Origin of the sequence: Terribacillus aidingensis (genome assembly GCF_900215625.1) — a bacterium.
Classification (GTDB): Bacteria; Bacillota; Bacilli; order Bacillales; family Amphibacillaceae; genus Terribacillus; species Terribacillus aidingensis.
On the sequence record NZ_OBEK01000002.1, the window covers coordinates 424,491 to 441,411 of the forward strand.

A 16,921-nucleotide genomic window follows, 5' to 3' on the forward strand; every position below is an offset into this window, starting at 1 on the left:
TTGGAAAAATATTTGGATCTGCCATTGGAGGAAGTCATCGGAGACCGATTCGGCAGATACAGTAAATATATTATTCAAGACCGCGCGCTGCCGGATGCGAGAGATGGCTTAAAGCCGGTACAGCGCCGGATTTTATATGCAATGTACGATGAGCGGAACACACATGATAAACCGTTCCGGAAGTCTGCCAAAACCGTCGGTACGGTAATTGGTAACTTTCACCCGCACGGTGACAGTTCCGTGTATGAAGCAATGGTTCGGCTCAGTCAAACATGGAAAGTTCGCAACGTACTGGTAGAAATGCACGGAAATAACGGTAGTGTTGACGGCGATCCGCCTGCTGCGATGCGTTATACCGAAGCAAGGCTTTCCAGCATTGCTTCGGAATTATTGCGTGATATCGATAAAAATACGGTCGAATTTGTTCCGAACTTTGACGATACAAACGCAGAGCCAACGGTACTTCCAGCGAAGTTCCCAAATCTGCTTGTGAATGGATCTACTGGTATATCAGCAGGATACGCTACGGAAATTCCGCCGCACCAGCTAGGTGAGGTCATCGATGCAGTTATTATGCGAATGGACAAGCCAACTGTCACTGTAGATGAATTGATGACAGTCATGAAGGGACCGGATTTCCCGACAGGGGGGATCATCCAAGGTGTCGAGGGCATTAAGAAAGCGTATGAGACTGGAAAAGGAAAGATTATTGTTCGCGGAAAAACGAGCATTGAAGATATTAAAGGCGGCAAACAGCAAATCGTCATTGATGAGATTCCTTATGAAGTAAACAAAGCGAATCTTGTCAAACGGATGGATGAGCTGCGGCTGGACCGAAAAGTGGAAGGTGTCGCTGAAGTTAGAGACGAAACCGACCGTACCGGTATGCGCATTGTCGTGGAACTGAAAAAAGATGCAGATGCACAAGGTATTTTGCATTATTTATATAAAAATACGGATCTGCAAATCTCTTATAATTTCAACATGGTGGCCATCAAAGATAAAACGCCGCAGCTGCTTGGTTTAACAAAGCTGCTGGATGCGTATATCGAGCATCAGAAAGAAGTTGTAACAAGACAGTCGCAATACAATTTGCAAAAAGCGAAAGACCGCAAGCACATCGTCGAAGGTTTAATCAAAGCTATTTCGATACTCGACGAACTTATTGCAACCATTCGTGCGTCTAAAGATAAAGCAGATGCGAAGCGTCGGATTGAAGAAGCTTACGGCTTTACCGAAGCACAAGCAGAAGCAATCGTGAACTTGCAGTTGTATCGTTTGACGAATACAGACATTACGGCTTTGCAGAAGGAATCTGATGAGCTGGATGAACAGATCCAAAAGCTTGAAGATATCCTGAAAAATGAAAAGGTTTTGCACAAAGTCATCAAGCAGGATCTTCGCGCAATTAAAAAGAACTTCCATACCGATCGGCGTACACAAATCGAAAATGAGATCGAAGAACTGAAAATCAACCTTGAAGTTATGGTTGCATCAGAGGAAGTACTCGTAACGGTAACACATGATGGATACATCAAACGGACAAGCCTGCGTTCCTACCAAGCCTCCAATGGCGAAGGTTTGGCCATTAAGGAAGAAGACCATCTTGTTGGCTTGCAGGAGATTAACACGACGGATAAACTGCTTGTGTTTACGAATAAAGGGAAATTCAGTTATATGCCGGTGCATGAACTGCCAGACATACGCTGGAAAGATCAAGGACAGCATTTGGCTAATATCGTCAGCATGGAAAAAGACGAAAAAGTTATTGCCAGCATACCAGTACGCGATTTTAAAAATGGCGGTTATCTTGTTTTCTTCACAAGAAATGGGCTTGTAAAACGAAGTGAATTGCAGCTGTACGAAGCATCGCGAGCGAACAAGTCACTCACTGCTATCAACTTGAAAAACGATGATGAAGTATGTCATGTTGCATTAACAGATGGACAGAAACAGTTATTCATGGCTACGAATACAGGCTACGGTTTATGGTTCACGGAAGAAGAAGTCAGTCCGATTGGTATTCGTGCTGCTGGTGTGAAAGGCATGCAGCTGAAAGAAGGCGAGCACATCGTAGGTGCGCAGACATTTGATCTGCAGCATGCACCAAGTATTGCGATTATTACGCATCGCGGCGCAGCAAAACGGATGAAGCTGAAAGAATTTGAACCATCCGGCAGAGCAAAACGAGGCGTTGTAATGCTTCGTGAATTAAAGAAGAGTCCGCATCGCATTGTCGGATTTTATGTAGTAGAGCAAGAAATGACGATTCATATTGAAACAAAGGATAAAGAAAATCATCTGCTGGAGCCAATGAAGCTGAATGCCAATGACCGGTACAGCAATGGATCTTACGTTTTGGATGTAGACAAGCACGGAGAAGTGACTGACACATATCCGGAGGCTGTCTATGATATTGCTTTTCCGCAAGAAGAGTAAGTAGACAGGAATATTATTATGTAAACTGGAGAGGCGTCTAGCCTCTCTTTTTTGTATTTTCAGCACAGGATGAGCTTCTGAAGGATAGAATAATTGACAGCTAAACTAATTTGCATGGTATAGTTTTACGTATAGTAATTCGGACGGAGGGGGTACAAGATGGATAACAGAACATTTCGAGATGCAATGGGGAAATTTGCAACAGGTATCACAATTGTATCAACAGAAGTAGCTGGAGAAATGAAAGGCATGACGGTAAACGCTTTCATGTCCGTTTCACTGGAGCCGCATTTGATTGCTGTTTCAATTGATGAAAAGGCTTCGTTATATGACGTTTTGCAGGAAAACGACACATTTGGAGTCAGTGTTCTCGCAGAAGAGCAAAAAGAAGTAAGCATGGTGTTCGCCAAACAGATTGCAAAGGAAAAGCCGCTGCCGATAACGACACTGAAAGATGTTCCTGTTGTGGACGGTGCGCTAGTTACACTCGCTTGCAAAGTTGTGGAAAAGGTAAAAGCCGGTGATCATGTCATTTTGATTGGCGAAGTAGAAGATTTAGTACAGCGTGATGGGGACCCTGTCCTGTATTACGGAGGAAGCTACCGAGAAATCAAAGCGACATAAGGAAAGGAAGCAAAGGCCTATGGAGCAAACAATTTTGGTTGTGGAAGATGAAAAGAAAATGGCACGTTTGCTGCAGCTGGAGCTCGAACATGAAGGGTTCACGGTTGATGTGAAATATGATGGCTTGGATGCATTGGAAGCATTTTACGGAAATACGTACCAACTTATTCTGCTGGACGTGATGCTGCCATCGTTAAGCGGCATGGAGCTGCTGCGCCGAATCCGTAAGCAGGATGCGCATGTGCCCGTTATGCTGCTGACAGCAAGAGATGCTGTTCCCGATAAAGTAAGTGGTTTTGATCTTGGTGCAACAGACTATATGACAAAGCCATTCGAAATTGAAGAGCTGCTGGCACGCATTCGTGCGCATCTTCGACATACGAACACAGCCGCTGAAAAAGAGCCAGCATTGCAAGTAGGTGATTTGACATTAGACGAAAAGACGCGAACAGTTAAACGCGGTAAAAATGAATTAGAGCTCACACCGCGCGAATATGATTTGCTGTTATTTTTGATGAAGCATGAAAAGCAAGTTCTAACAAGGGATCAGCTGCTGGAACGTGTGTGGGGCTTTCAATACGCCGGCGATACAAATGTAGTAGATGTTTACATTCGCTATCTTCGGAAAAAAGTGGACGCTGCTGCGAGGCGCAAGTTAATCAAAACCGTTAGGGGCGTTGGGTATACAATAAAGGATGAAGAAAAGTGAAGCTGCGCACAAGGATCCAATTATATATAATTGTGACCCTCGTTATTTTACTGCTAATCGTCAATGCATATATTTATTTCTTGTTCCGGCAAGTGAGCTTACATAACAGCATTGACCGGCTACATGAGCAAGGGCGTGAACTAGCAGAAACAGCGGCTGCGGTTGACTGGAACGATACGTCGCGCACAAGTTTGTTCCAAGCCGATTTGCCGGCAGAGGGGATGGTTCGCTTTATCAGTCCAAATGGACAGAGTGAGGGTGTCATTACCAGAGCCGAAAAATATAGAGAGCTTCCTTTTGCGTTTTCAAGCCAAGAAACAGATCATACATACTACCATGAGGAAAGCTGGTATGCGGAAGTAGAGATTCCAGTTATTCGCAACAATGAAATCTATACGATGCAAGTTACCGAAGAGCTGGTCAGCCTGGAACAAGCGCTTCAAGTACTAAAATACAGTCTGACGCTTGCAGGATTGTTTATACTGATTCCTTGTATTTTCGGCGGCAGGTTATTAGGTAGCTTTCTGCTGCGTCCAATTCTTGCTTTGACTTCGACAATGCAGGCTATTCGCAACAGCGGTAAATGGGAACGAATGAAAATCGACAATAAAAGGCATGACGAATTACAGGCATTAAGTGATACGTTTAATGAAATGGTCGACCAGCTGGAAGCGAACTTTTCCAAGCAGCAGCAGTTCGTCTCCGATGCTTCTCATGAACTAAAAACGCCGATCAGTATTATTAAAAGTTACAGCAAGCTGCTTGATCGCTGGGGAGCCGATGACCCTGAAGTGCAGCAAGAGGCAGTACAAGCCATTCATAGTGAAACAGAACGCATGCAGGCACTGGTTGACCAGCTGCTCATCTTAGCAAAGGATGATCCAGCTTTACTGGAAAAAGAACCTCTCGATCTTGCTGAACTAGCTAAAACCTGCTCCCAGGCAATGGAGATAGCGCATCAGCGTGAAATTATCGTGCAAGCAGAGCAAGCTGTCACAGTATCGGGTGATGCAAACATGCTGAAACAAGTTATCTATATTTTACTGAGCAACAGCATTAAATATAGTGACGAGCACATTGAAGTTTCTGTTACATCAACTCAAGATGAAGCGCTCCTTTCTGTGAAAGACTATGGAGAAGGCCTGGATGAAAAGGATCAGCTGCTCATATTTGATCGTTTTTACCGAGTAGACAAAGCGCGTACACGGTCCAAAGGCGGCAGTGGTCTTGGACTTGCGATAGCCAAACAGCTAGTTGAGCTGCACGATGGAAAAATCAAAGTCAACAGTACACCAGGCGCAGGTTCTGTTTTTACCATTATTCTGTCACGCTGACGTGTTGACTCTCATGAAATTTTAATAAAACACACAGCCTTTCTTTAATGAGAGAAGGATATACTAACTGTAGAATCCTAGCTGGAGGCGATCAGAGTGAAGAAAAGATGGATAATTCCTGTCACAATTGCCGTGATTGTTGTTGCTGTCTTTGGTCTTTATCGGATGCGAGCATCTGCTGGAGAACCGGAAATGACAATGGAGCAAGCGCGTCAACAGGCAGAGAAACAATACAGTGCTACAGTTACCGAAATTGAATTAGACAGAAGCGGCAGCGAACCGCGTTATGAGATTGATTTGGAAAATGGAGAGACACGGTATGACTTGATTTTAAATGGTAATACCGGAGAGGTAATTAACCTGAAAGAAAGTAATATACAATCCACTTTAATGCCGGAAATTACGGATAAAGGCGAGGGTTCTGCTGATGATAAGCAGCAGGAAGATAGCTCAGAAACGGACACAAAACAGCCTGCTGACAAAAATACTACGCCTCCGCAAAAACAAGCATCGCAAGCTGAAGTGAAAATTACAATGGATGAAGCAATCAAGATTGCTACAGAAGAAGTAGGCGGCAGCGTTACAGATTCGGAGTTCGACGAGGAAGACGGACTGCCAGTATATGAATTGGAACTCCAAACTGCTGATGATGAAGCAGATGTTGTCATCAATGCACAATCCGGAGAAATTATAACCATCACATACGATAGGGAAGACGATTGAAGCAGCGGCGAGCTGCTTCTTTTTTGTACCTGTTTTGGAAACCTTCGACAGACTGTATCGTATAGATGCAGAAGAAGAAGGAAGGCGGTGTATCCGATGTTTGGAAGAAAGCCTGTCTGCTTGAATTGTGACAAACAGATTAATACTGGTGACCTCGTCTATGTGAAAATGCGATATCAAAGTGAAAGGGAATGACAGAAATAACCGCATTCTTAAAGAAAAAGAATTTTTTTTTGTGAAGATCGCATTCAAAATCGCGATTGTTAGTATTGGCGCGCTTCCACATCGCAGTGCTAGTTTACTAGCTTGTATGCATTACTTCCTGGAAGTTTCTTGATGTCATTCCAAGCTTCTACAGCATCCTGGCGGCTTTTTTCACGATTATTCGGATCAGCAAAAAAGTCACGAATAAAGCGGTTATACTCAAACTGCGGCGCAATATTTTTCTTATACGTGGGACTTTTCTTACGGTTCTCCTCCTCGTGCCACGCCTCGACAACATCTTGATACGTTTTGCCAACATTGGTTTTAAAGTAATCCTGTATGTAAGCAGAAAAATGAAACGTAGGAATAACCGACTTAAAAAATGCGCGGACTTCTTGGCTGCAGCGGTGATTTTCCTCAATAACTGTTTCAGGACTTAATGCTGCTTGAGGAATCTTTTGCTTAACTTTTATCGTCTTTCGGATTGGTTTTTTAATTTCTCCGGTCTGGAGAAATACTTCAATTCTGTCGGAAATCTCTAGCTTTGAACCAGATGCACTGATAGCATGTTCTCTGCAAAAGTGCTGCAGTTCTTCTTTTAACCAGTAAAAGTCTTGAAAGTCTTGGATAGATATATCTTTTGTAAGTTCCGGTCGCATGAAAACCAAACCACCTTCGTCTTGTATCTACCTCTATTTTAGAACATTTGTTCCCTTTAATCAATAACTATCTAGAAATAATTTACATAAAAGGCGACAAACAATCAGTGAGTCAAGGAAAGGAGCAGGATTTTGCGGATATTAGTTTTGCTTTTAGCTATTCTGTTGGCAGGCTGCGCCCCAAGACCTACACTAGAAGAATGCCATCAAGTAATGAATGGCTATCTGGATGCGACAGAAGATGAACTATATTTTCTTGTGTCGGAAGAGAAAACAGAATACGTACTAAGGGATGCTGTCATACCGGATGCAGTTGAAATTGGCGATAAAATTTCTGTGCAATATACGAGTGTTCTGGAATCTTATCCGATGCAGCTTACTGTTTGTAAAGTGGAGGAGGGTTAAGCATATCATTTCCCACAGCACTGTATTGTATTGGATAATAGGAGGACACTATAGAAAAAGAAGGGTTCTCCTATGAAACAAATACAATCAAGCGTGTTCACCTTTAGAGGATCGCATTACGACTTTGGCGTGATGCAAGGGGAACGTTTAAAAGATACACCTTTATACACCTATCAGCAAAAGCAGAAACAGCGGAACCGCCGTCGTTACACAGTAGCTGCTGCGGATGCTTTTCGTATGTTCCGCAGCTATCATCCTGGCATTTATGAAGAGCTGACAGGATTGAGTGACGCGCTCGGCCTTTCCATCGAAGAGACATTGATGGATTATAGCGGCTTTCAGCAAGAGTATCGAATCAATTCCGGCTGCTCCATTGTTACCGGAAGTGATTTTCTTGCCCGTAATTATGATTATCATCCAAAAACATATGAAGGCCGTTTCGTTTTGTTTCAGCCAGCAGATAAAGAATATTTTGCAACAATTGGTCCTTCCCAGCGGATTCTGGGCCGCATCGATGGGATGAACGAGAAAGGATTGACGATTGGATATAATTTTGTGCATCAGCGTTTTGCCGAAGAAGGCTTTATTTGCAACATGCTGGCACGAATCGTATTAGAAACATCTTCTACTACAGAAGAGGCGGTAGAAAAGCTGACAGCAATGCCGCATCGGCATTCGTTTAACTATGTTATAAACGATGCAGCTGGAACCCGCCGCGTAATAGAGGGAAGTCCGCGCGGAACGGCTGTAAAAAAAGCGCACTACAGTACGAATCATTTTGATGTGCTGACGAAAGAAAATCGTCATTATCTTGTCGACAGTGAGCGCCGCATGGATATTATTCAAAAACATCACCAAGAAGATATGGACGTAAAAGAAGGTTTCCATCTTTTAAATGATCCGAAGTATGATGTTTTTTCCGACAGCTATCGCAACTGGGCAGGCACGATTCATACCTCTGTCTACAAACCAAAAGAACTGAAAATGGCTTTTGCTATCGGTCATCAAGAGCCAACCGAAATAGATTTTGCTAGCTGGATAAAAGGAAATAATTTGTCAATCAGCCAAATTACAGGTGAATTGGAGACCGATGTTCGTATTCCGTATATGGGAGAATAAACAAAAAACCGCATTTACAATGGTAAGTGCGGTTTTCCTGTTTTATAATAAAATATATGAATGCGCATACATAAGAGGAGGGGTCATCTATGCGGCGTACAGCAGAAACAAAGGAATTGTTCAGTCTGTCGGCATTGTATCAATTTTTTGAAGCAAAAAACGAAGCGCAGTTTAGCAGAAAAACACTTGATTTAGTCGAGAAAGCGGAAAATCAAACGGCTTTTATTTGTTTTACTGGCCATTTTTCTGCAGGGAAAAGTTCTCTTATTAACGCGCTGCTCGGCAGCCAAGTGCTGCCAGCCAGTCCGATTCCGACAAGCGCCAATATTGTAACAATCCAACAAGGTATCCCGCAAGTGGTTGCGTATGGCTCGGATGAGACAAAATATGAGCTGCCAGCTCCTTACCGAAAAGAAACCCTTGATACGTATTGCAGGAATAAAGATATCCGCAAAATTACTATACAAGATGATAAAACTGGACTTCCAGAGCAACTTGCATTGATGGATACCCCTGGCATAGATGCCAGTGATGATGCAGATCGGTTTATGACCGAATCGGCATTGCATTTGGTGGACAGTATGTTTTATGTGACGGATTATAATCATGTACAATCAGAAGTGAACCTGCTGTTTTTACAGGAGCTTTCAGCACAGCAGCAGCCGTTTTATCTCATCGTTAACCAAATAGATAAACATCGCGAAGAGGAGCTGCCTTGGACGGATTTTCAAAATGGCGTGCGGATTGTATTTCAGCAATGGCAGATTACACCCGAAAACATCTTTTATACCACGTTAAAAGATCCAGCACATGCGCACAATCAGCTGAATGAAGTGAAACAAAAAATGCAGCAGCTGCTTACAGAGAAAGAACAGCTGCACAAAGCAGGTTTGGAACGGGGCAGACAGCGGCTGATTGAGCAATATCTGAAGGAAGCAAAGCAGCAAGCAGACGAAGAAACAGCAGCGCTGGAAGAACAGCTTCTTGAACTGATTGATGATCATACAAATGAAGCTGCTAATTGGCGAAACAAACTGCAAGCAGCAGAGGAAAATGGGCGGGAAACCATTCAGCAGACGCTTAAAAATGCGAACTTAATGCCTTATGAAGTACGTGAATCGGCAGAGAAATACTTAGAGTCCACATTCCCTGACTTTAAAATTGGTCTCTTAAACAGTAAACGAAAAACAGCAGAAGAAAGAGAACGACGGCGTACTGAGACAGAGGAGCATATCCAAAAACAAATCGAAAAGCAGCTCATCTGGCGATTGCGTGACAAGCTGATTGAATGGGCTGATCAGCATGATGTGTACAAGGAATCGGTACAAAAAATGCTGCAGGATTTTAAAGCAGACTTGCCAGCTGACCTGCTGGAGCAGCATATTCAGCAAGGTGCAAGTATGAATGGAACGTATACACTTGTTTATACAGCTGCTGTGCAGGATCATATTAAGCTAGCGTACAAAAAAGCGGCTCTTTCAGTAGTGGAAGCGGCTATTGCTACGACAGATACCGCTTTTGAACAAGCAGAACAGCTGGAAAAGCAGGAAAAACAAAAAGCAGCAGAAAATGAACGTATCCAACAAAAAATAAACCAGCTTCAGCTTGACCTCAAAGAAATATCTGTGGACATAAACCAAACAGAGGACGATATGGAAACAGAAGCAATCGACCAGGCGAAGCAAGCGATAGCGGACAGATATGAAGTGAAAAACAGTACAGATTTGCTGCGCACTGAAGCGGCTGCTAAACCAGCTGAACTTGAGCAGGAAGTGCAAGCTCAAACAGACTTGGAATCAAAGCTGCTACCCGAGGAAATGGCAAAGCATCTCGAAAAAGCTGCAGCTGCCCTCACGGAAGTGGAAGGCTTTCAATCTGCTATTGAAGATTTAAAGAATAGAAAAGAAAAATTAACGAATCAGGATTATACACTCGTTTTGTTTGGTGCCTTCAGTGCAGGAAAATCGTCATTTGCCAATGCATTACTTGGAGAAAGTCTGCTGCCAGTATCGCCAAACCCGACAACCGCGTCCATTAATATGCTGAAACAGGCAACAAAGACGCATCCGCATCAAACTGTGGTCGTCAAGTGGAAATCACAGAACCACATAAAGGCAGATATCGAAAGTCTTAGCGGAAAACAGATCGACATGAAAACATTTTTGACAGAAAAACCATCAGACTTAGTGGAAGACAGAAGACATCAAAGCTTTATGCAAGCCGTCCAAACAGGTTACCAATTTGTGCAAACACAGCTAGGCTTTGAAGAGAAAATTCCATTTGAAAAGTTCAGCGAGCACGTCACAAGAGAATCCTTAAGTTGTTTTATTGAGCAAATTACCGTCTATTTGGACAATGCGTTTCTGAAGCAAGGTGTGACGCTGATTGACACACCAGGAGCTGACTCTATTAATGCACGCCACACAGATGTCACATTCCAATTCATGAAGCATGCGGATGCTATCTTGTTTGTTACGTATTACAATCATGCTTTCTCCAAAGCAGACGAACAAGTATTGCAGCAATTAGGAAAAGTGAAGGGTGCCTTGGAAAAGGACAATATGTTCTTTATCGTTAACGCCAGTGACTTAGCAAAGGATGAAGCGGAAAAAGACTACGTTACCAATTATGTTGCAGAAAATCTGGCAACCTTCCAAATCCGTCAGCCGCGACTCTTTGCTTTAAGCAGCTTACTAGGTTTGCAGGAGAAACAATCCGCCCAACAGCTGGATTCTGGACTAGGAAAACTGGAACGAGAGTTAAACAGCTTCATTCGTCATGAGCTGACGGATGTGATCATCGACAGTGCGGGAAAAGAACTGCAAAGACAATATATCCAGCTGCGTGCTTATGCGGATGCAATGGACTTGGATGAAAAATCCAAGCAAGAAAAAGTCCGCCAATACGAAGTGGAGCAGGAGGAAGTACTGGGCACAGTTAAAACGTATACACAGCCAGTATTCAAGCAAGCAATCAGTCAGCGGATAGAGAAGCAGCTGCACTATGTAAAAGAAAGACAGCTGCTGGAAGCAAACGATCTGTTCAAGCAATGCTTCAATCCTTCTCGTATTAGAAGCAGCGGCGCTTCAGGCAGAGAGGAAGTCGGCCGTCAAATTATGGAATTCTCCCATCGAATTCGATTACAGCTGGAACAGGAGTATCGAGCCGTCACCATCCGTGTCGATAGAACTGTCCGAGATCAGTTGGAGCGTTGGCGGATTGGAGCAGAACAAACGGTACAAGACGTCAATGAAGCGTTAACGCTTGCTGCTGCAGCCGAAAACAGGCTGCCAGAAACAGCGCCACCCGAAAGACAGCTCACTTTCCAGCAGGCGGATCTCGCACGCATGCAAAAGCTATACCGAGGGGCAAAAGCATTTTTCCAAGGAAACGAAAAAGAAATGCTGAAAGAGGAGCTATTAAAGCTGCTTGATCCGATGCTGACGGACATTCTGAAAGACTATACCGCAGCTATGGAAAACCATTACAGTCAAATATGGCAAGCAGAAGAAAAACGAATGCAGAAGCAGGCTGTCAAGCAGCTGGCAGGCTATTATAGCGGCATGCTGCGCGCATTGACGGACACTTCTTCTAAACAAAAGCTTCAAGAAGCGCTGGAAACGTTTCAGTCATTATTGCGTACAAACGTTTGATAGATGGCAAATAAGGTTACTGTATAACCAAAAGGAAATAGTCCAGGAGGTTAGCAGTTATGAAGCAAACAAACAAGTTATTTTCAGATAAACCATCATCTTACTGGCGAAATTCCACGGATATGCCGTCTTATCCTGTGCTTGAGAAGGATCTGGATACAGATGTATTGGTCATCGGTGCAGGAATTGCTGGTATTACGACAGCTTATGAACTGACAAAACGAGGCCGCAGGGTTGTGCTGATTGAAGGGCGCGATCTTATTTCAGGAACTACTGGTTACACAACAAGTAAACTGACAGCACAGCATGATATTATTTACCAAGGCTTGATTGAGCGATATGGGGAGGAAACAGCCAAGCAATATTTCCAAGCCAATCTGCAAGCCATCAACTACGTAAAAGATACAGCTGCTGAGCATGGAATCGATTGTGAATTTGAAGAGCAAGACGCTTATGTTTATACCCAGCTGGATGAAGGTACAGAAACAATTGAGAAAGAAGTCGAGGCGTACCGCAAGCTGCAAATTGACGGTTATTTAACCGATAAACTGCCGCTTGATATACCAATTAAAGCAGCAGCTGTTATGCGTCAGCAAGCGCAGTTTCATCCGGTAAAGTACTTGGCAGGACTGCTGAAAGAGATCGAGCTGCGCGGCGGCAGTATCTATGAACAAACGCTGGCAGTATCCTTTGACACTGAAGAGCGTCCAGTTGTTCACACAGAAAGCGGCTACTCCATCACAGCGAATAACGTTGTTAGTGCCACACATTTTCCATTGGAGCTTGAGAATCAATACTTTTCCTCCAACATGAACCCAAAAAACTCATACGGTATTGCAATCAAGTCGAAAAAGCCTTATCCAAAAGGTATGTACATTAGTCTTGAGTCTCCGAAACGATCGATTCGCAGCTTGAAAAAAGGCGAGGACCACTATGTGCTAGTCGGCGGAGAATCGCATGTGACAGGTGACGGTACTTCAGTGCTTGATCGCTATGAAAGAATCTATCAATTTGCGGACGAACAATTCGGAGTAGAAGAGCTGTATGAGCATTGGTCCAGTCATGATTTGCTCACGACTGACCAGCTGCCATTTGTCGGCAAAGTGAGTGATGAAGCACCAGGTGTGTATACGGCAACTGGATTCGGAAAATGGGGCTTATCCAACGGTGTAGCAGCTGCAACCTTGCTAGCGGATTTGATTGATGGAAAAGAAAATGCGTTTGCTGATCTTTACAAAATCGGCCGTGAAATGGAAGAAGCAGAAGCTGCTAGTTTCGGAGAAGATGACGTTGATCGAATCAGTAATGAAAAAGTTGTCCAGCCGGATGATTTGCCAAACGGGAAAGGCGCTCTTTTAGAGAAAGACGGCCAAACGATGGCTTATTACCGCGATGACGAGGGCAGTCTGCATGAAATGAACGCAAGCTGCACCCATAACGGGTGCCCCGTCGCATGGAATGATGCGGATCATACGTGGGATTGCTCTTGTCACGGCTCGCGTTTTACAGCTGTCGGAGAAGTGGTAGAAGGTCCAGCCATTCGGGATTTGGATAGAGAATAAGGGAAAACGAATAGACTGCTAGGTATTGCTGGCAGTCTTTTTGCTGTGACTGTTTGCAAGAAGTTTGGTAATGAAGATTTCGTGCAGAAAAGATGAAGTGACAGTTAGTATATCTGATAACACTTACAAATTATGGGTTATGCATGATATAATTTATTCGGGTCATACGATGAATGGAGTTACAACAAAGATGAGATTAACAATGGCTTCTTATTGATGCAGACACTATTCATCGTTATAGATGATACATCTCTGGAACCGAACACAAATCTCATTGGCAATTTCGCGCAAGTAATCAACACGCAGCTGTTCACAGAATATATCAGACTGTATGAAAATCCTTATTTTTAAAATAATCACTTTCTTAGCAGTACTTCACATTGTATTTACCTCCATTAAAGACATCGTTTCTTGTATAACTCCCAACAGAGACTAGCTCATCAAGTACGTCTAAGCGACTCTATCTACTTTACAAACCTCAATTAGAGGGTGGTATATTTCATGATTTTTCGCTCTAAAGTGGATGCCTTTTTTGTGAATTTTATTTTAATCGTATTGGCTATCGTTGCCTTATCGTGTTTCTGGCCGCTTGTGTTTATGAAGGGGGTTACCTGGTTAGCAGCATTCCTTATGACAGCATCATTCTCCCTTATCGTGAGTATACTTGTGTGGTCCATTTTTTCTATTAAATATGCTTTTTGTGAGAAACACTTATTCGTGAAAGGCGGACCATTCCGAAGTCGAATTTCTTACGGCGATATAACGAAAGTAGACCCAACAAAAGATATATTTACAGGTTATCGTATCTTGTCATCTAGAGATGCATTAGAAATATGCTATAAAACAGGTATAGCTGGAAGTGTGAAAATATCACCAGAACATAAAAAAGAATTTATTAGTGAGTTGCAAAAACGCTGTCCGCACGTGCGTTTTCGTGAATAAACACAAAGCAAGCAACATATGGAGGAAGCGATGCAAACATTTATTTATATGGTAAGACACGGTGATTCTCCTAAAAACGGGAATGAAAGAACAAGAGGTTTAACGGAGAAAGGTTACTTAGATGCGCAAAGAGTGACGGCATTATTAGCAGACGAAGGAATAGATATTGTTGCATCAAGTCCGTATACACGTTCTATATTAACAGTTAATGAGATAGCGCTTCATATAAACAAAGAAGTTCTCGTTTATGAAGGTTTAAAGGAAAGAAAATTCTCAGCTGAAGAAAATCGAGTAGGAGATAAAGAATTGATTCCGCTATTGGAGAAGTCATTTAGGGATGCAAGCTTCACTTTAAAGGGCGCAGAATCTAATGCTGATTGTCAGAAAAGAGCGGTAAGCGTTTTGTTAGAACTGTTAGAAACTTTTCAAGGTAAAAAAGTCGTAATAGGTACCCATGGAGCTGTAATGACATTGATGATGGGCTACTTTGACCGCAGCTATGGATTAGAGTTTTTACATAGCACGACAAAACCGGATGTGTATAAACTGGAATTCAAAGAGCAAGAATTAATAAGCGTTCAACGATTATGTACGTAAATTATGTCACTTATGAAACGAAACACCCTATTGCCAATATATCGGCAATAGGGTGTCAGCAGAGAGACTCCGACACTATATTATGGAGCTAAATAAATATTAGGTGTTGGCGGAGTTTCCATATCACTTCCCAGATAATAGTCTGTTAGATGCGATTGTGTATAACCTTTTAACGTCATAGAATTTCGGTACATTGGGTTTTGAGCAAGTGTGTATAAACGGTGATCAGACGGCATAGAGGTAGTAAAGATGACAAGTTTTGAGTAATCTCGATTTGTCTGAATTACTTCTTCACGCCAATCCCCCAATATATCACCATAAAATGCCATCACTTTGCGATCATTTCTTGTAGCATTTTCATATTTCCAAGTGGTTACTAAACGGCCAACCTTATTCTTTTCATAATACCATTTACCGATATTCCCAGAATCCCATTTCTCACTTAGCAGATCGCCATCCCACCACAGACGGAAGTTAGGATAAGGCTGATGCTCTTTTGTAGTGATTTGCTTATTTGTAGGGGCATTGTATATCCCGTCAAATGCCCAGATTTCATAGCCTGGATATCTAGGATCTATATCACCAATATTACCGCGTCCTACATCTATTTTACCCGCATTGGCTGTATCTTTATGCTGCCACAGCATGGAGCCATTGGTTGCGTCATAATAATAATCCAGCAACCCAGTTTTACTATCTTGCTGAATGCCATATCCCTGGAAACCTTCCCTGTTCGGATCAAATTTTCCGATATAAAAACGGTCACCGTGACGCACGTCAGGTAAATCGTATTTCAACGTACCGTCACCATTTAAGACGAAACCAATTGTACTAATTTCATCTTTTCCGTCTCCGTCAAAATCGCCAATTCTATTTTGATGGCCATCCGCGTACTCTTGCGTTTCTCTGATCCATTTCCAGTCCATCTTTAATTTTGATCCATCATAGCTGTATGCAGAAAAGACTAGATTAAATGCTTTTCTGTCTTCTGTACGATTTTTCGCATATACAACAATACTTGGTGTTTTCCCATCAAGGTAACCAATACCTAGCTGTGTGGCTAAAGGGCCGTCGGAAATGAAATCATCAGGTAGCGGCTGCGCGCTTTTAAGTTTACCTGTCATGCCGTCAAGCACTGCAATCCATTGTTTCGTGTCACTGCTGTCGGTCCATTTTTGACCATCTCCAAACGTAACACCATTCGCAATTTTTAAGATAACTTCTGATTTACCATCGCCATCTAAATCATAAACCGTAGCATTATCCCACATGCCTACATCGATTGTTGCGGAGTTGTAACTGTTGCTAGCATCACTGTTGGGACCCATACTTCCAGACCATAGTAATGTGCCGTCTTGTTTGTACGCTTCTACCACTTGCGGTTTGTCTTTATAACGAGTGAGGAAATAATCATACTCCCCATCACCATCAAAATCACCAACCCAAACATTTCGAATAGGTCCGCCTTCTTTTAGAGGAACAGTCACATAAGGACCATCCGCTTTTCCGGCTTCTAAAGTAAAGGAGGAGCCTGCTGTTTTATTATCTTCTACTTCTTCACCGTCAATAACTGGCTTTACATGATAAACGTTGTCTACGGATAAGTCAGCGGTTTTATCCTCAAAATTAGTACCTTTTGTTAAGACTGCCTTATTAATTTTGACTTCTTTTTCTCCTGCTGCTGAACGATAGACATTAAATCCGATGTCTTTGGCATCTAATGCGAGTAAGCGCCAACTGATAAAAACAGTGGAACCGTCACGGACAGCTACGACACCGCGCCCGAGATTTTCCATTTGTCTTGGTCCAGCCTTTTCTTTTCCGCTCTCTGTGTTTGCATTTGCTATAAGGGGCGGAGAAGAAAACGACAGACCAAGGGAAAGCGCCATCACCAACCCGATAGACCTTTTGAATGACTTTCGTTTGTAAAACACTTCATCATCCTCCTGCG

Annotated in this window: 14 protein-coding genes; 12 read left to right on the plus strand and 2 right to left on the minus strand. The window is 42.9% G+C overall.

Annotation, left to right across the window (positions count from 1 at the left end; all coding sequences use genetic code 11):
- The 5 genes from parC (at position 1) to CRO17_RS07435 (ending at position 5,829) form a co-directional block, all read left to right on the plus strand.
- Positions 1–2,439: a DNA topoisomerase IV subunit A gene (gene parC, locus CRO17_RS07415; RefSeq protein WP_097040845.1), complete on the plus strand. Its 2,439-nt coding sequence runs from the start codon at positions 1–3 to the stop codon at positions 2,437–2,439.
- A 159-nt stretch (positions 2,440–2,598) separates the two neighbouring features.
- Positions 2,599–3,063 (plus strand): flavin reductase family protein, encoded by a 465-nt coding sequence (locus CRO17_RS07420; RefSeq protein ID WP_097040848.1) that lies wholly within the window; start codon positions 2,599–2,601, stop codon positions 3,061–3,063.
- A 19-nt stretch (positions 3,064–3,082) separates the two neighbouring features.
- Positions 3,083–3,772, plus strand: coding sequence for a response regulator transcription factor (locus tag CRO17_RS07425; RefSeq protein ID WP_097040850.1), 690 nt, complete (start codon positions 3,083–3,085; stop codon positions 3,770–3,772).
- Positions 3,769–5,106 (plus strand): sensor histidine kinase, encoded by a 1,338-nt coding sequence (locus CRO17_RS07430; RefSeq protein WP_097040852.1) that lies wholly within the window; start codon positions 3,769–3,771, stop codon positions 5,104–5,106. The genes CRO17_RS07425 and CRO17_RS07430 overlap by 4 nt, the downstream gene beginning before the upstream one ends.
- 96 nt (positions 5,107–5,202) lie before the next feature.
- Positions 5,203–5,829, plus strand: a complete 627-nt coding sequence (locus CRO17_RS07435) for a PepSY domain-containing protein (protein ID WP_097040854.1) — start codon at positions 5,203–5,205, stop codon at positions 5,827–5,829.
- A gap of 293 nt (positions 5,830–6,122) precedes the next feature.
- Here the strand turns inward: CRO17_RS07435 and CRO17_RS07440 are convergent, their stop codons facing one another.
- Complete coding sequence (locus tag CRO17_RS07440; RefSeq protein ID WP_097040856.1) at positions 6,123–6,692, minus strand: DUF6434 domain-containing protein; 570 nt, start codon at positions 6,690–6,692, stop codon at positions 6,123–6,125.
- Positions 6,693–6,824: 132 nt separating this feature from the next.
- Here CRO17_RS07440 and CRO17_RS07445 point away from each other — a divergent pair, with 132 nt between their 5' ends.
- From CRO17_RS07445 to CRO17_RS07475, 7 genes are all read left to right on the plus strand, one after another.
- A complete protein-coding gene (locus CRO17_RS07445; RefSeq protein ID WP_097040858.1) occupies positions 6,825–7,097 on the plus strand; it encodes a DUF3221 domain-containing protein in 273 nt (90 codons plus the stop codon).
- A gap of 72 nt (positions 7,098–7,169) precedes the next feature.
- On the plus strand, positions 7,170–8,216 hold the full coding sequence (locus CRO17_RS07450) for a C45 family autoproteolytic acyltransferase/hydrolase (protein WP_097040859.1): 1,047 nt from the start codon (positions 7,170–7,172) through the stop codon (positions 8,214–8,216).
- A gap of 89 nt (positions 8,217–8,305) precedes the next feature.
- Complete coding sequence (locus CRO17_RS07455; protein ID WP_097040861.1) at positions 8,306–11,869, plus strand: dynamin family protein; 3,564 nt, start codon at positions 8,306–8,308, stop codon at positions 11,867–11,869.
- Positions 11,870–11,928: 59 nt separating this feature from the next.
- The gene (locus CRO17_RS07460; protein ID WP_097040863.1) at positions 11,929–13,431 is read left to right on the plus strand and encodes an FAD-dependent oxidoreductase; all 1,503 of its coding nucleotides are present in this window, start codon (positions 11,929–11,931) and stop codon (positions 13,429–13,431) included.
- A gap of 216 nt (positions 13,432–13,647) precedes the next feature.
- Positions 13,648–13,782 carry a YfzA family protein gene (locus tag CRO17_RS18020; RefSeq protein ID WP_143596001.1) on the plus strand — a complete coding sequence of 45 codons (135 nt, stop codon included), beginning with the start codon at positions 13,648–13,650 and terminating at the stop codon, positions 13,780–13,782.
- 150 nt (positions 13,783–13,932) lie between these two features.
- Positions 13,933–14,373 (plus strand): PH domain-containing protein, encoded by a 441-nt coding sequence (locus CRO17_RS07470; protein ID WP_097040868.1) that lies wholly within the window; start codon positions 13,933–13,935, stop codon positions 14,371–14,373.
- Between the two features lie 30 nt (positions 14,374–14,403).
- Entirely contained in the window at positions 14,404–14,970 is a 567-nt protein-coding gene (locus tag CRO17_RS07475) for a histidine phosphatase family protein (RefSeq protein ID WP_097040869.1), read from the plus strand.
- An 80-nt stretch (positions 14,971–15,050) separates the two neighbouring features.
- On the opposite strand, the gene CRO17_RS07480 is transcribed toward CRO17_RS07475, so the two are convergent.
- The gene (locus tag CRO17_RS07480; protein WP_097040872.1) at positions 15,051–16,904 is read right to left on the minus strand and encodes a rhamnogalacturonan lyase family protein; all 1,854 of its coding nucleotides are present in this window, start codon (positions 16,902–16,904) and stop codon (positions 15,051–15,053) included.
- Positions 16,905–16,921 lie beyond the last annotated feature (17 nt).

Coding starts and splice junctions, on each gene's coding strand:
- CRO17_RS18020 (WP_143596001.1), top strand. CDS start 13,648: ATGCAGACACTATTCATCGTTATAGATGATACATCTCTGGAACCGAAC.
- CRO17_RS07470 (WP_097040868.1), top strand. CDS start 13,933: ATGATTTTTCGCTCTAAAGTGGATGCCTTTTTTGTGAATTTTATTTTA.
- CRO17_RS07440 (WP_097040856.1), bottom strand. CDS start 6,692: ATGCGACCGGAACTTACAAAAGATATATCTATCCAAGACTTTCAAGAC.
- CRO17_RS07455 (WP_097040861.1), top strand. CDS start 8,306: ATGCGGCGTACAGCAGAAACAAAGGAATTGTTCAGTCTGTCGGCATTG.
- CRO17_RS07475 (WP_097040869.1), top strand. CDS start 14,404: ATGCAAACATTTATTTATATGGTAAGACACGGTGATTCTCCTAAAAAC.
- CRO17_RS07450 (WP_097040859.1), top strand. CDS start 7,170: ATGAAACAAATACAATCAAGCGTGTTCACCTTTAGAGGATCGCATTAC.
- CRO17_RS07460 (WP_097040863.1), top strand. CDS start 11,929: ATGAAGCAAACAAACAAGTTATTTTCAGATAAACCATCATCTTACTGG.
- CRO17_RS07420 (WP_097040848.1), top strand. CDS start 2,599: ATGGATAACAGAACATTTCGAGATGCAATGGGGAAATTTGCAACAGGT.
- CRO17_RS07425 (WP_097040850.1), top strand. CDS start 3,083: ATGGAGCAAACAATTTTGGTTGTGGAAGATGAAAAGAAAATGGCACGT.